Source organism: Chryseobacterium gambrini (genome assembly GCF_900156825.1).
Taxonomy (GTDB): Bacteria; Bacteroidota; Bacteroidia; order Flavobacteriales; family Weeksellaceae; genus Chryseobacterium; species Chryseobacterium gambrini.
On the sequence record NZ_FTOV01000001.1, the window covers coordinates 1 to 15772 of the forward strand.

A 15772-nucleotide genomic window follows, 5' to 3' on the forward strand; every position below is an offset into this window, starting at 1 on the left:
TGATGGGGAAGGTTTAAATGATTGTATTTGATCACACTGATTCCCTTATCCGGCATACTGATCATGTTTCCGTTCACATCATATCCGATGGTTTGCCCGCCGCCTTCGTATCCTGTTGCATTTTGTGCATAATCATTGATGTTGGTAAGCCTGTTGCCGGTATTGCCGGAAGCATAGATGTATTGCAGATTATCAATCATGGTCGGCGTTGTATTCCCATATTCCAGAACCGAGGTTCTGTACAGACTGGTGATATTTCCGTTCAGATCATACGCTAAAGATTCCGTATTCTCTTTACTGTTCGGGTTTTGGGGATTCTGGTAAAATCCTGCTGTAAGCCTGTTAATTTTATCATAGGCATACCCGTATCTTTTCGGTGTTGTCGATGGATTTGCCCCAATAGATTCTACGGCTCTCCAGTCTACTTCGGCAATATTCCCGTTGTATTTCGGGACAACATTCTTTCCTGAAAACTGAGCTGTATCCGGATTTTCGATCCCCTCGCGACTGGTATATTTTATCTTGTAGGAAAACAGTTTTCCGCCAAGATCCGTTGCCGCCATCTGGTTTTTGTTGATCTCCGTCATCCATCCGCGGATGTTGTAATCGTAATCGATGCTTTGCAGGGGCGCAGAACCCGATGTAGAGCCTACTTTCTTGTTCACAAGCTGGGACAGGTCGTTGTAGGTGTTTTCGGCAAGCAGTTCTTCAGGATTATTGTCTACCTGATGGTAATGTTTTACCAGCCTGTTCTGAGAATCGTACTCAAATCTTTCCTGTACCGTTACCCCGACTTCGCCCTGCTTTCTGAGGTGATAGGTATTGGTTTTTACAGGAACCCCCGCAAAATCAAGTTCAGTTTCGGTGTTGGTGTATCCTCCGAGATGGTTGGTGCTTTTGGTCGCAATGGCTCTTCCCATCGAATCGTAATAGCTATAGGTTTTCGTCCAGTTGTTGTCTTCGATGTTTTTAACGTAGGCAGCGGTTAAAATTCCCATTGTGGAAGCATCTTCACTGCTTCCCAGCGTCTGTTTCATCGTATGCTGCCCCAGAACCGTTGCAGGAACCGCCGGAGCTTCGGGAGGGTAGGTATCGTAATAATTAACCGAAAGCAGGGTCATGCTTCCCGTAGGAAATGCCTGTTTGTCGTAGTACACCTCCAGCCCCTGCAGATTAAAGGAAGTGGAGGATCTTCTTTCCGTATTGTAGGCATTGGCAGTCATGCTGTTCAGGGCATTCTGCATTACCTGTCTCGATGCGGTGTTGGAGAAGAAACCGGTATACGCCACTCTTCCGAACTCATCATATTTGGTAAAAAGCCAGCCTTTGCTTCCGAAGCTGTTGTTTACTGTTCTCAGGATGGCATCCTGCGTGAGCACCACACGGTCCTGTTTGTCGTAGACCATCAGTTCCCATTCTTTTCCGGGCAGTCTTTTTTCAACCAGACGGTCTCTTCCGTCGTACCGGTACTGGTAGCAGAGCTCGTTTAAAATAGCATCCGTAATCAGGTTACTGTTATCTGAAATCTGTTTTACCGCTTTCGGGGAAAGGACGAAAGCCAGCTGGCTGTACTCGTTGTACACGTAATATGTGTCCACATTCTGTGCCCCGTCATTTCTGCGCACTAGAATTGTCTGTCCCTGTCCGTTTTTAAATTCCGTTACAGGATTTCCGTCCTCATCGGTAACGGTGTTTTTGTACAGTGTTGCGGCAGGATAATATCCTGAATTATCTGAAGAAACCGAAAGCGTGGAAACCGTGGTGGAAACATTGTTCACGGTACTGGTGGTTGTACTGGTGACAAATTTCTTCACCTCCGTTCCCAGGTTGGTTTCGTACTTCAGCTTCTGGGTGTGTCCCGAGCTCATCTTCCATGGCTCTCCGGGGCTTGCCTGCTGCAATACCCTGTCCAGCGGGGAGTTTTCCATTTCTTTTTCAGAATATGCATTGGAAACCCCGTAATAGGAGTTGGCAGCGGTTTCATCGGTAATTCCGGTGTGGATGGAGGAGTTCTGGGTGGCGGCAGGCACGGGAAGGATGTTTTTCACCTGTCTTCCGAAGCCGTCATAGGTAACGGGTGTTACCAGGTCTTTTCCGCCGGGTGCCGCTTTTACACTGATGATCTGCTTGGGTCTTCCCAGACCGTCAAAGTAAGTGATGGTCTCGGATTTCCGGCTGCAGTCGTCATTCAGACAGCTCTGGGACTGTATGTAGTTCTCGTTCTGGGACTGTGCGAAGGACATCGCGGCAATGCTCAGCCCCAACAGGGAGAATGCTTTGGTTGTACTGTATTTTCTCATGTTTGTGTTATGGTTTGTAGTTGTACTTGTTTTCAGACACTTTTTTGTTGATATAGCTTCCTGCGCTGTTTTTACTTCTTACTCCTGTTTCTTTCAGCCTGTTTGCCGAATCGTAGGTGTAAGTCTGTCTTACCCCGGACGGAGGCGTGATGCTGGTTACCCCGATCAGCGGATCGTAGGTGTAGGTGGAGATCAGCTTTCCTGAAAGCGCCGACTGTTTTCTGAAGCTGTTCAGGGCATCCAGAAGAAGGCTTTCCTGTGCAGGATCTGCAGCATCGTTATCGGAAGCCGTTACAATCCCTGAAACCGGAACTGTGGAAGTCAGCTGGTCGTAAGTGATTCCCTCCACCTTGGCAATGGGTTGGGTTTTGTTATATCCCCAGACAATGGCTACCGGAATTCCGTCCTTGGTGGTGTACTGAAGGATGTTTCCTCTTTCATCGTATTTGTCGTAGGTAACATCAGTGGATGAAGTACCGCTGAGTTTATCATACGATTTCTGGGACAACGGAAGCACGAGATTTCCTGCCTGAGCTGTAGGAAGGGAAGCCGGGTACACCGTTTCTGTTTTGCCCAGAGTTTTGGTAACACCGCCAACGGTTTGCGTAACGGTGGTTTCCAATGGAATGCCGATCATGTTTTTACTGATCAATAACTGGTTGTTTTTTTCGTGGGCGTACTGGTAATTTGTCTCTGTGATGCTGTTCTCAGGGGTTGTGAGGGTTTGTTTGGTAACCTGGCTGTGCATTGAAGAGTAGTCATAATTTTTTGTGGTAATCAGTTTACGGTAGTTAGGGTTGAGATAATCATCATAGGATGGGTCAGAAAGGGAGGTCTCTAAAGGCATATAATCTATATACTCTACAACCTCCTCTTTGCGAAGCTTAGCATCTATCGTGTAATGATTGTATAAACCCAAATGATAATTAGAAATTCTTTGAACATCTCCATAGCTGCAAAGCGCCAACGTGCTTTCATCATACATTTTAAACACAATGAGATTAGGCTGTGCTTTTAAAATCTGATAGTTATAGGAATAATTGGTTTGTCTGTTTCTGAAAATATTATTGCCTACCTTTACAAAATCTCTGGTTCTCAATACATTACCACTGAACGTCAAACGATTGGATTTTGCACTGAAAAATGTGCTTGTAATAACGTTCTGTATAAAAGCACTATAGTTAAGTCCTGTAGATACACTTGAAGACCAATATCCGGGTCCCGGATCAATTGTTAAAACCTGATTAGGCTCGTTATAATCTTTTCTGAACATTTTTTCGTAACCACCGTTCTCAAAATGGTCTCCGCCCACGCTGGTCGTTACAAACTCATAACGCTCCTGAAGACTGCTGTTGTACATATCACTTGTATTATTTGAGCTATGCAAAGCATACGTTATGGCAGGACCGGCAGCATGATGATCTCCTATAGAAACAGTGCTTATCTGAGGAATTGTTTTTAAAACAGGTAAATTTTGATGATCGTAAATTTCGGCAGGATTATAATATAATCTTTTATAGCTTTTCACCACTCCCTGATCGGTATCTTTTATAGATTTTACTCTTATTCCATAGCCGTCTACAGAATTGTCAGAAAGTTGGGTGTAGCTTAATGCAACGTTGGCCATAACATAACTGTTTACAGATATAGGAGGATTATTGGCTCCTGCCTGTGCAATCAGCTTATAACGTTTATTGGGTAAAAATTGAAATATTTGGGTTTGTATCTGGCTGGTGTATCCTAATATACGGCCGCCGGTTAATAGTGTCTGTCCCGTGTCAAGATCAATTAATTTCCATGAAAACCGTTGGGTATGATTCCCGTTATAATTATCAGAACCCATTGAATAATTAATATTAACTGTTTGAGGCTGATAAATATTTTCTATGATCCACTCACCATATAAACGGTCAGGCTCCATAACATTATTATTGAAGAGCAGATTTACCCCTCCGTTTACCTGCTGCAGATCTCTCATAGGAGGAGCTTCATATTCAATGGTGGTTTTACCTCCTGTAGGATAATTCACTTCAGTTAACAGACCTTTGGAAGCATAGAAAAAATCTGGTGTTCTTTCTCCGAAAGAATTTAAAACAGCAGGGGTATATGCCGGTGAAAGCGGCAGCATATAATTATGAAAAGAAGCAATCAAAGACTGATTCAAGGTTTTGTTATTATAATAGCCATACATATCCTGTTCGTAAGAAATTCTCTTGGGGAGTTCTAAAGGATCATTGTAAGAAAAATTATATTTTTTTTCAAAGACATTATTTTTATACAGCTGAACAGAGGTAAGAAAGAAACGTTGGGATCTGTTATTATTTTTGGCACCGTCAAAAACATAATTAAATAGTATCTTCTCTTTTTCCGTATTATTTTCTTTCAGTTCAATGGACGATAAATATGTTTTGAATTCAGAATTGATCTTCGTATCATAATTGAACTTTATCATCCGATTGCTTTCGGTTGAAGTAATCTGGCTGATTCTTTTTTTGTTTAATACATATAATGTCTGAAAAGATTTTCTTATCTCCGGTGAAAGAACAGAAACAGAAATAGGATTACTGTAAGGTCCAAAAAGATCTCCTCCTGAAAATAAATAGCAGATATCATTTTCGAAAACCGTATGGGTTTCAAAATCGGAGTTTTGATATGTGAAAGAGATTTTTTCATTATTAGGATGGATAATTTCCTTTAAGAAATAAGAAGTATCGGCATAATTGCTTATTCCGCCGGGAGCAGGCATCATCTTAGACCCTGTCATTTCTCTGTAATCCAGTGAACCTCCGAAAATGTATCTTATCCCGTTTGCATCCGTCATTTCAAACCCTGTAAAGCTTCTGTTTCCTAAGTTGGGATCAGCGTTAATTGTTTTAATCTTTACATCAGAATCATTCTTCATAAAGTAAGGGTTAAAGTTTTCGTCCAAATAAAATGATGCAGAAATATTATGTACTTTGACGTTAAAAACATCTCTTTCAGAATCTATTGCCGTAGGCTGATAGCAGACTTTTCTTAAGATATCATCTGCTGCGCAGTCAGAAGCTGCATTCTGAGTAATTTCATTATAATTTTTAGTTAATCTATCAGTGTTTTCATCGGGAAGTCCATTTACGGTGCGGCTTATAATTCCTCCGGCATTTACAATCCACGTCATTCCTGTATCATTGGGAAGATCATCTACCTTAACCCCGGCACCAAAATATTGTAATGATAGAGCTGTTGAAATTTTATTGCCATTTAAGCTGAGCAGCGGAATATTTATATTTAATTTTCCGGTATGCTCATCTTCAGAGACACTTTTTTCTCTTGTAAACTGAAAAGACTGTGGAGAACTTGGAATAAAACTTAACTCCTGTCCTGAAATAAGTATTACAGGACAAAAGACAATTCCTATTAAATATTTCTTCATTTGTATTATTTTTTAATCATTTTGGCATTCGCCGTTTTATTATTGGTTTTCACCACCACCAGATACGCCCCCTGAATCAAAGGCTGGGTATTGATCTTAGTGATCTTTTTTTTTGTTTTTACCGTTTCAAGCTTTCTTCCGCCCATATCATACACTGCAATTTCAGCCTCAAACGCTCCCTCTCTCAAGCCCTCAAACCCAAGCTCCACATACACATAATCCGTTACCGGGTTCGGGTAGATCCTGATATCCTGCTTTTCGATCAGCTGGTCAACCTGTCTGTCGCCCAGCTTCACGATCTTCCAGTTTTCTTTTCCCAGTTCCTCTGCGCTTGTTCCTGCGAGTACAATCGATCCGTCACGGTTCAGCTTAATATCAGATAACCGTTCCTCTTTTTTTCGGGATTCTCCCTTTACGTGCTTTCTCCACTGCTCATTTCCGTTCTGGTCGAGATACAGCATCCAGAAAGTTTCATCATCATTTTCAATTCTGCCTTCCGCCTGCGTATAACCGCCTAAAAGAATCCCTTTGGACTTCCCGCTTCCATCTTCCTGCTTCCCGGCAATCACACTCATCCCCATCAGAACATCCCTATTTTTAAAGCTGTAAGATTTCTGCCAGATTTCTTCGCCTCTTTCATCAATGGAGATTAACCAGAGGTCTGTACCCTCTTCAATACCCACCGATTTATTTCCCGATCTTTCCGATCTGGATTCTCCACCGATCAGATAGCCTGTTGAAGTCAGGGCAAGTGTTCTTACATGATCGTCTCCTTTTCCTCCGAAATTCTTTTCCCATTCTACTTTTCCGTCTTTCGAAAGCTTAACGATCCAGTAATCGCCTTCACCAAAATTGTTGCTTGTTTTTGGTTGATAGTTGATGGTTTTACTACTTCCAGCCTCCGTCTTCCCGCTTCCTGCCAAAGCTGCGCTTCTCGAATAGATCCCTAATAAAGCTCCGCCGTCTTTGGTGGGAATCATCTTTTCCACTTCATCCAGACCTTTCCCGCCTAATACCAATTGGGATAATTCCTTCCCGTTTTTATCCAGTCGTACCACCAGAACATCTTTGGAGCCGTAGCCCTTCATTTTCGGATCCTGAGCCTGTTTACCCTGAGCGGAGTCGAAGGGAAGGGTTGTATTCCCCGCAACAAAAAATCCAAAATCCGTCGTCTGAATCACCGCTCTTGCTTCTTCATCCGAAGTTCCGCCAATTGTTTTCTGCCATAATTCATCGCCAAATTCGTTGATTCTGATCAGCCAAAAATCGCTGCCGCCTTTGGAATCGTCCTTTTTATCTAGCCCTTTTCCTGAATAGCTGGAACCCGCCAGAAGAAACCCGCCTTCCTGCGTGTTAACCGTTGCCGATAAAAAATCGTGGTTTTTCCCTGAGAAATATTTTTCCCAGACCTCTTCGCCCTGCTGGTTGAGCTTAACCAGATGGAAATCGTAACCATTATTCTGCTGCGAGGTGGCAGAAGGCAGACCGTAGGTTGCAGGAGAACTGCTGCCTGTGATCTTTTGGCTGTTAACCCGAATGCTGCTTCCGGTAATTAAATACTGCTGATCGATGGTCGTGGTGACCTGTGAAAGAAAGTCCTGCGTAGAAGACCGGATATCTTTCTGCCAGACCACTTCCTGAGCGGAAACGCCCAGAATGCAGCACAGAGTGAGCATGCTCATGCCGAGTTTTTTCATACTTAGTGTAATTTTAACGTTATTGTAAAGGTGAAGTTAAGAAAGGGAATGCTTAGAAAAATAAGGAAACCCGCATTCTTAAAGAATTGATATTAAATTTGACAGAACCTGTCCGAAATTTATTTGTTTTAATCATGGTTTTTTAGTTTTTTATGAGCTTTTAGCAGCTTGTCTTTATTAATTTTTGTTCAGAATGGTAAAAAGAAAATCTCATCCTTTTTACTTTTCTGCAAAATTACAAAGCATTAACGACAAAACATGTCGTTTTATTTTAAAGGATGCAATTTTTTTCAAAAAGGTTGGAAATCATGGTGAAAAAAATTTTTATGGGTGTGTTTTAATGTGCCTTCGGCTCCGCTCAGCGTACTGCTTGGTGGATTTGGTTGCAATGATCTGTTTAAAATGGAATCTTATTGATGTGCGCTTCGGCTCCGCTCAGCGCACGGTGGCGGGTTTTATTTACAATGATTTGTTTAAAATGGAATGACATGAAGTACGCTGAGCGGAGCCGAAGCGTACAATTAAAGAAATACGGTAATCAAAATTCTCCCGAAATCCTTCGACTGTTGTTCAGTCTTTCTTCGGAAAAAATCCCATTTTTCCGAAGCCGATCCGAAGAAGACCCGAACATGATCCGAAGAAATGGGTTTTCAAACCGGTCAAAACCGGTCAAAAGCAGTCAAAACCGGTCATCTTTTTCACAGGTGTCTGAAATTGGAAAATTCTGTAATACCTTCGTTCTGTTAACCAATAAAAATGCACAAAATGGCACGAATAACAAAAGGAATCCTTGGAGGATTTTCAGGAAAAGTGGGAACAATTGTAGGCGCAAACTGGCGCGGACAGGACATTATCAGAAGCATTCCCAAACCAAGCTCGAAACAGCCCACCGATAAACAGCTTCTTCAGCAGACCAGGTTCAGCATGGTGATCAGCTTTCTGCAGCCGCTTAAAAACATCCAGACGAAGTATTTCGGATCGGGGAGCGGCTCAAAATCAAGGGTGAACATGGCGGTTTCCTACACGATCAGTGAAGCATTACAGATGAATGGTGATGTTCCCGAACTGGTATACAATAAGGTACTGATCACGAAAGGTGATCTGGCAGGTTTCCAGAACGTCACTGCTGCTCCGCAAACCGGAAATACCATTGCCCTGAGCTGGGAGAACAATTCCGCACAGGGAAATGCAGATACCGCCGACAAAGCCAATGCGGTGTGTTATTGCGAAGAACTGGGAACTTTTGAAATTTTCGAATCCGTTGCCGAAAGAGGAGCACTGACTGCTGATGTCACAATGCCTGCTTCCTACACAGGAAAGGAAATTCAGGTCTGGGTGTTTTTCAGGAATGCGAAAGAAACGCTTGCATGTAACAGCGCGTATCTTGGGGCTTATACTTTAGTTTAATCTGAATCTCCATCCGAAAGGGTGGGGATTTTTTGTGGTGGCTTCGGCTCCGCTCAGCCACCGTGTTTTTTTTGATGGTTTTTTTGGGGGGCGGTGTGTTGTTTTTCTGTAGTGGTGGCTGAGCGGAGCCGAAGCCACCGGGTTTTATTATTTTTGCTCTGCAGACTGTGATAACAGAGCGAAGCAAAAGTCATCATAGTATTTATTTTTCCCTTAACAAAGAAATTATTTTAAGTATATTTGAAGAGCAATTGGAAGGAGGTAATATTCAATTTATGAGATTATTTATAAAAAACTAATAATGTTCAACGAAGATTCGAGAGTAAAAATTCCGGCAATTCTGCATTTGTGCAGATTAGGATATACCTATATCCCAAAGAGTTATCAGGAAAGGCTGGAAGACAACAATATATTTCCTGATATCTTTAAACGTTCTGTTTCTAAGATTAATCCTCAAATCTCTGAGGATGAAATTCAGCGTTTATTAACTGAGGTTTGCCTGAAGCTGAATGATGATGATTTGGGAAGAGAATTTTTTCGGACTCTAATCAATAGTTCCGGAACGAAATTAATTGATTTTGAGAATTTTAATAATAATGAGTTCCATGTTACTACAGAACTTACCTGTAAGAAGGGAGATGAGGAATTCCGACCAGACATCACCCTTTTAATCAATGGAATGCCTTTGGTTTTTATTGAGGTGAAAAAGCCGAATAACAGAGAAGGTGTTATTGCAGAACGAAAAAGAATTAATAAAAGGTTTGCATTAAAAGACTTTAAAGCTTTTACCAACATTACACAATTGATGTTGTTTTCCAACAATATGGAGTATGAAGACGGAGTGGTAGAACCGGTAATGGGTGCTTATTACGCCACGCCTTCTAAAGACGGGGTACTATTTAATTATTTCCGTGAAGAAGAGTTGCTGAATTACACGCATCTTCTGAAGCCCGAAAATGAAGAGCTTGAAAATCTGGTATTGAAAGACAATAACATTGCGGCCATTAAATATACCGATGAGTTTAAACTCAATAAAAACTACGAAACACCTACCAACAGAATTATAACTTCTTTGCTTTCCAGAGAGCGGCTGGCTTTCTTTTTACAGTTCGGCATTACCTATGTGGAAAGAACCAACAGAGAAGGAAAAATTGTGATTGAGAAACATATTATGCGTTATCCGCAGTTTTTTGCTTCTAAAGCTATTACTCACAAATTAGATGAAGGAATTAAAAAGGGGATTATCTGGCATACACAAGGAAGCGGAAAAACAGCATTGGCATACTACAATGTAAAATACCTTTCTCATTATTATCAAAAGAAAAATACCATTGCAAAATTCTATTTTATTGTAGATCGAATAGATTTGGCGATACAGGCACAGACCGAATTTCGTTCCAGAGGTTTGTCGGTTAAAATGGTCAGTTCCAGAACAGAATTTATTCAGGATATTAAAAAAGCGAGTGCTATACTCAACAGTTCAGGAGAGCAGGAAATAACGGTCGTAAACATCCAGAAATTTTCGGATGACAGTACGGTTTTAGAATCTTTTGATTATGATTTGAATATCCAGAGAGTTTATTTCATAGACGAAGCGCACAGAAGCTATAATCCTAAAGGGAATTATCTGGTTAATCTTTTGCGTTCGGATCAAGATGCCGTAAAAATAGCTTTAACAGGAACGCCGCTTTTACGGGAAGTTGCCAAAGATTATGATTCTAAAACGCTTTTTGGAGAATATATTCACAAATATTATTATAACCGCTCTATAGCAGATGGTTATACGCTCAGATTGATCAGGGAAGGAATTGCCACCACGTACAAGATGCAGATGCAGGACGTTATGGAGCAGATTAAAATTCTGAAAGGTGAAATTTCTAAAAGTGAGATCTTTGCCCATCCCAAGTTTGCAGAACCTATGCTGGAATATATTCTGAATGATCTAAAAGATTTCAGGAAAAAAGATGAAACCATAGGCGGAATGGTGGTTTGCGACACTTCTGAACAGGCAAAAGAACTCTTTGAACAATTTGAAAAAATCTATGGCAAACAGGAGTTTGATTATACCTTGGTGCGCGAAGAAAGAGCAAAGTACGGTAACAATACGCCATTGAAAGCCAGCCTGATTCTGCACGACGTCAATTCTAAAAAAATTAGAGAAGACGAAATTAAAGCCTTTAAAAATGGTGATATAGATCTCTTATTTGTCTATAATATGTTATTGACAGGTTTTGATGCACCCCGTCTCAAAAAATTGTATCTGGCAAGGGTAGTGAAGAACCACAATCTTCTACAGACATTAACGCGAGTAAACCGCCCCTATAAAAAACACCGTTTCGGTTTTGTAGTAGATTTTGCAGATATTACCAAAGAATTTAAAGAGACCAATGAAAACTATTTTCAGGAGTTGCAGCAGGAGTTGGGCGATGAAATGCAGAATTACAGCAACCTCTTCAAAACCAGAGAAGAAATAGATCAGGATGTTTTAGAAATCAAGGAAAAGCTTTTCCGGTATGATATAAAAAATGCTGAAAACTTTCGTCTGCAAATGGATGACATTAAGGACAGAAATGAATTAACAGAACTCATTAAAGTTTTGCAGAATGCCAGAGAACTTAAAAACATCATCCGTTTACAGGGAGAAGATGAATTGCTGGGTTTACTGGATTTCTATAAACTCAATCTGTTGCTGAAAGAAGTCCAGAGAAGATTAGATACCCTCAATTTGGTGGACAGCATCAACAATGAAAACGATAACACCAACCTTATCAATACAGCGTTAGAAGATATTTTCTTCCGGTTTACCAAAGTTTCGGAGGAAGAAATGATTTTGGCAGACCAGCTCAGAAATCAGCTCAGACAAACCCGGGAAGAGCTTCTGCGCAATATAGATCCGGCAGATCCGGAATTTGTAACTTTAAAAGAGGAACTGGAGCGTATTTTCAAAAATAAAAATCTGGACGAGGTAAGCCAGGAAGATATGCGCGACAATATCCATGTCCTGAGCAGGATTTATGATGAAGTACGGGAACTGAACCGTAAAAATGCCCTTTTCAGAGCCAAATATGAGAATGATGAAAAATATGTGAGAATCCATAAAAGACTGATTGACAATCCTACTATTAATGCTAAAGAAATACAGATTTATGAAGCATTGCTGGGAACTAAAAATGTAATAGACGATATTTGTCTGCACAATGTGGAACTGGTAAAAAATGAAACCTACTTTAATCAGGAAGTGATGAGTATTGTAATACAACAATTCATTGACTCCCAGAAAATGGATCTGGATTTCAACACCACCAGAAATATTAATGACCTTATTGTAAAAGAATACAAAAAACAATATACTTACAGCTAAAGAAAAAAATGACGGAGATACAGTTTATCGCACAGACCAAAACCTTAATAGACGGACTAAAAAGTGTTTGCGCGAACTACGGATTAGGAAATGACGCCAGCGAATTTAATATTATTTCGCAGGTTTTTTTATATAAATACCTTAACGATAAGTTTATACACGAAGCAAAAAAAATAGAGCCGGAATTGTCTCAGGCAGAAGATTTTCAGCCTGCTTATGAAAACCTTTCGGAGGATAAGAAACAATTTCTTCTCGCAAGAATAGGAAATAAGGCAGCGAAGCTAAAGCCGGACCAATTAATTACCTATTTGTTCAACAACTCCAATAAGCCCAATTTTGGGGAAATTATTTTTGATGGTACGCTTAGAAGCATCAGTGCTGAAAATATCGATATTTATTCGGTGAGTTCTGCAACGGGGGTAAAAGACAAAATGTTTGATGACATCAGTTTTTTCATCAGGGATGCTTCTCAGCGTGATGCTTTTTGCCGTGCTTTGCTCAATAAACTGGTGAATGTAAGTTTCGAGAAGATGTTCACCGAGAAATACGATTTCTTTGCCACCATTTTTGAATATCTGATTAAAGACTACAACAGCGACAGCGGCGGTAAATATGCCGAATATTATACCCCGCACGCAGTGGCAAGAATAATGGCGGCGATTTTGGTGAATGAAAACGTAAAAAGTGCCAAAGTATATGATCCGAGTGCAGGTTCGGGAACGCTATTGATGAATATTGCACACGCCATTGGCGAAAAAAACTGCACCATTTATTCTGAAGATATTTCTCAGAAGTCAGCCAATATGCTGAGACTGAATCTTATTCTGAATAACCTGCAGCATTCTATCCCCAATATTATTAAGGGAAACACCATTTTGCAGCCGGCGCATCTCGACAGAAAGTTCGATTATATTGTTTCTAATCCGCCGTTTAAATTGGATTTTTCCGATTATCAGGCAGACCTTACCAAAGACAGTTTTAAAGAACGGTTTTTTGCAGGTGTTCCCAATATCCCGAAAACCAAAAAAGAATCGATGGCGATTTACCTGTTGTTTATCCAGCATATTATGTACAGTCTGGATACCAAAGGTAAAGCGGCAATTGTGGTTCCTACAGGTTTTATCACCGCGCAAAGCGGAATTGAAAGAAAAATAAGAGAAGCACTGATAGAGCGCAATTGGCTGCGAGGCGTGGTAAGTATGCCGAGCAATATTTTTGCAAGTACGGGAACCAATGTTTCTATTGTATTTATAGACAAGGAAGCAGACAGCGAAAAGATCGTTTTGGTAGATGCTTCTAAACTGGGACAAACCATTAAAGAGGGCAAAAACCAAAAAACGGTTCTTGAACCAAAAGAAGAACAACGCATTATTGATGCCATGAACCAAAAGAATGCAGAAGACGATTTTTCTGTAGTGGTAACCAAAGAAGAGGTAATGGCTAAAAATTACAGCTTTTCTGCGGGGCAATATTTTGAGGTAAAGATAGAATATGTAGAAATTACCGCAGAAGAATTTGCAAAGAAAATGCAAGCCTATGAAAGTAATTTGAGCCAGTTATTTGCCGAAGGAAATGATTTGGATAAAAAGATTTTGGAGAATTTAAAAGGATTGAAATGGGTAAAGTGATTTTGAATGATATAATTGAAGTTATTAGTGGTGGCACTCCTCAAACTTCTATTACAGAATATTGGGAAAATGGTACTATTGGTTGGTTATCTATTAATGATTTCAATAATGATAATAGGAGAGTTTTTACCTCAGAAAAAAAGATTACAGAGAAAGGGTTAAAAAATAGTAGTACCAAACTTCTACAAGTTAATGATATTATAATTTCTGCAAGAGGTACAGTAGGTAAATTAGCTCAAATTGGTTGTCCGATGGCTTTTAATCAGTCTTGCTTCGGTTTAAGAGGTAAAAAAAATATTGTTGATAATACCTATTTATATTATTCTTTAAAAAATTATGTTTCTAATATTCAAAAAAAAGGACAAGGTTCTGTTTTTAATACTATAAATCTTGATTCCTTCAAGATTATGGAAATTGAGATTGAAGAATATTTACCCACCCAACAAAAAATAGCCTCTGTATTATCTGCATTAGACGATAAAATAGAACTCAACAACCGCATCAATGCAGAATTAGAAGTGATGGCAAAAACGCTGTATGATTATTGGTTTGTACAGTTTGATTTTCCTTATTCCCCTCCCTCGGAGGGGTGGCAAAATTCAAAGAATTTTGACGGGGTGGTCGGCTACAAATCTTCCGGCGGAAAAATGGTGTACAACGAAACGCTGAAAAGAGAAATTCCTGAAGGGTGGGAGGTTACCGTTTTTAATGATTGGATAAAAAATACAAAAGCTGGAGATTGGGGAAAAGAATCAATTGAAGGAAATTATACAGAAAGAGTTTATTGTATAAGAGGTGCAGATATTAATGGAATTAATGGAAAAGGAGAAGTAAAAGCACCTGAAAGATTTATTTTAAAAAATAATTCTTCAAAAAAATTAGTACCCAATGATTTTGTAGTAGAAATTTCGGGTGGAAGTCCTGTTCAATCTACAGGTAGAATCGCATTGATAACTGAAAGTACTTTAGAAAGATTTGATACAGATATTATTTGTTCTAATTTCTGTAAAGCAGTTTCTATAAAAGATGAAAAGTATATTTACAACTTCAAACAAGAATGGCAACGCTTGTATGATGCAGGTGTCTTCTTTGGCTTTGAAGGAAAAACAAGTGGCATAAAGAATTTTCTTTTTGATTCTTTTATGAATTCATATTCTATTGTACTCCCACAAAAAGAGATTGTTGAAAAATACTATGAATTTGCAAAAATAATTGATAAAAAAATACAATCAAACCTCAAACAAAACCAAGCACTCTCTGCATTGCGAGACTGGCTATTGCCAATGCTGATGAATGGGCAGGTGAAAGTGGGGGAAACTTTTGTTGAAAAAAGAAAAGCATCTACTTTGCAAATTGAGAATTTTAACAAAATCAAAATTCTTTATGCAACCATTTGGGCAAATAATATGATAGGTGCAAAACAAGGAGAAATGGCAACAGCCAAAGATGTTTATCTTTTAGACAGAATTTATGGAGTGGAAACAGGTTTTCATTTTGCTCAACATAATTGGGGCTCATTTGACCCTAAAGAAAAACAACTCTTAAATACAAAACAATATTTTCATAAACCTAGTTTCCCTAACAGCAATGCATATTATTTAGATGTTAAAGATAATGGTAAATTATTAGCATCAATCCCTGAACCTTTGAAAATTCAAATTACAAAAGGGTTAAACGAAATGAATTCCGCTTTCTTTTCAAAATATAGAGGAAAAGAAAAGGCAGAAAAGAAAGAACTTTTTGCAACGGTATTAAAATGTATTGAAGACAGACAATCTCTGGAACTGTCAATCATTCGGGATGAAATGAGTAACTGGAAGATAAAACAAGATGGCAAAACTTTAACAAAAGCAGAAAAATTCACAGAAGAGGATACAGAAACTGCATTACAAGTCATCAATGAAAATAAATGGTATAAAAATGTTTTATTGTAAATTAATGACAATAATTACCTAATGTATTTTAAT

Annotated in this window: 7 protein-coding genes; 4 read left to right on the forward strand and 3 right to left on the reverse strand. The window is 39.5% G+C overall.

All coding sequences use genetic code 11. The features are described 5' to 3' along the window. The 3 genes from BW951_RS00005 to BW951_RS00015 all read right to left on the reverse strand — a co-directional run. Positions 1-2300 (reverse strand): DUF6443 domain-containing protein (locus tag BW951_RS00005; protein WP_228427444.1); only part of this gene is annotated, 2300 nt, incomplete at its 3' end. Between the two features lie 7 nt (positions 2301-2307). Then, the gene (locus BW951_RS00010; RefSeq protein WP_076389821.1) at positions 2308-5712 is read right to left on the reverse strand and encodes an RHS repeat domain-containing protein; all 3405 of its coding nucleotides are present in this window, start codon (positions 5710-5712) and stop codon (positions 2308-2310) included. Positions 5713-5717: 5 nt separating this feature from the next. Continuing rightward, a complete protein-coding gene (locus BW951_RS00015) occupies positions 5718-7409 on the reverse strand; it encodes a T9SS type A sorting domain-containing protein (protein WP_076389823.1) in 1692 nt (563 codons plus the stop codon). A gap of 765 nt (positions 7410-8174) precedes the next feature. Between BW951_RS00015 and BW951_RS00025 the strand changes: the two genes are divergently transcribed. The 4 genes from BW951_RS00025 (at position 8175) to BW951_RS00040 (ending at position 15739) form a co-directional block, all read left to right on the forward strand. Next, the gene (locus BW951_RS00025) at positions 8175-8816 is read left to right on the forward strand and encodes a DUF6266 family protein (protein ID WP_076390518.1); all 642 of its coding nucleotides are present in this window, start codon (positions 8175-8177) and stop codon (positions 8814-8816) included. A gap of 301 nt (positions 8817-9117) precedes the next feature. Then, positions 9118-12177, forward strand: coding sequence for a type I restriction endonuclease (locus BW951_RS00030; RefSeq protein WP_228427446.1), 3060 nt, complete (start codon positions 9118-9120; stop codon positions 12175-12177). Between the two features lie 8 nt (positions 12178-12185). After that, on the forward strand, positions 12186-13805 hold the full coding sequence (locus tag BW951_RS00035; protein ID WP_076389829.1) for an HsdM family class I SAM-dependent methyltransferase: 1620 nt from the start codon (positions 12186-12188) through the stop codon (positions 13803-13805). Beyond that, positions 13793-15739 (forward strand): restriction endonuclease subunit S, encoded by a 1947-nt coding sequence (locus BW951_RS00040; protein ID WP_076389831.1) that lies wholly within the window; start codon positions 13793-13795, stop codon positions 15737-15739. Before BW951_RS00035 ends, BW951_RS00040 begins: the two co-directional genes overlap by 13 nt. Positions 15740-15772: the final 33 nt, after the last annotated feature.

Coding starts and splice junctions, on each gene's coding strand:
- BW951_RS00040 (WP_076389831.1), top strand. CDS start 13,793: ATGGGTAAAGTGATTTTGAATGATATAATTGAAGTTATTAGTGGTGGC.
- BW951_RS00035 (WP_076389829.1), top strand. CDS start 12,186: ATGACGGAGATACAGTTTATCGCACAGACCAAAACCTTAATAGACGGA.
- BW951_RS00010 (WP_076389821.1), bottom strand. CDS start 5,712: ATGAAGAAATATTTAATAGGAATTGTCTTTTGTCCTGTAATACTTATT.
- BW951_RS00015 (WP_076389823.1), bottom strand. CDS start 7,409: ATGAAAAAACTCGGCATGAGCATGCTCACTCTGTGCTGCATTCTGGGC.
- BW951_RS00030 (WP_228427446.1), top strand. CDS start 9,118: ATGTTCAACGAAGATTCGAGAGTAAAAATTCCGGCAATTCTGCATTTG.
- BW951_RS00025 (WP_076390518.1), top strand. CDS start 8,175: ATGGCACGAATAACAAAAGGAATCCTTGGAGGATTTTCAGGAAAAGTG.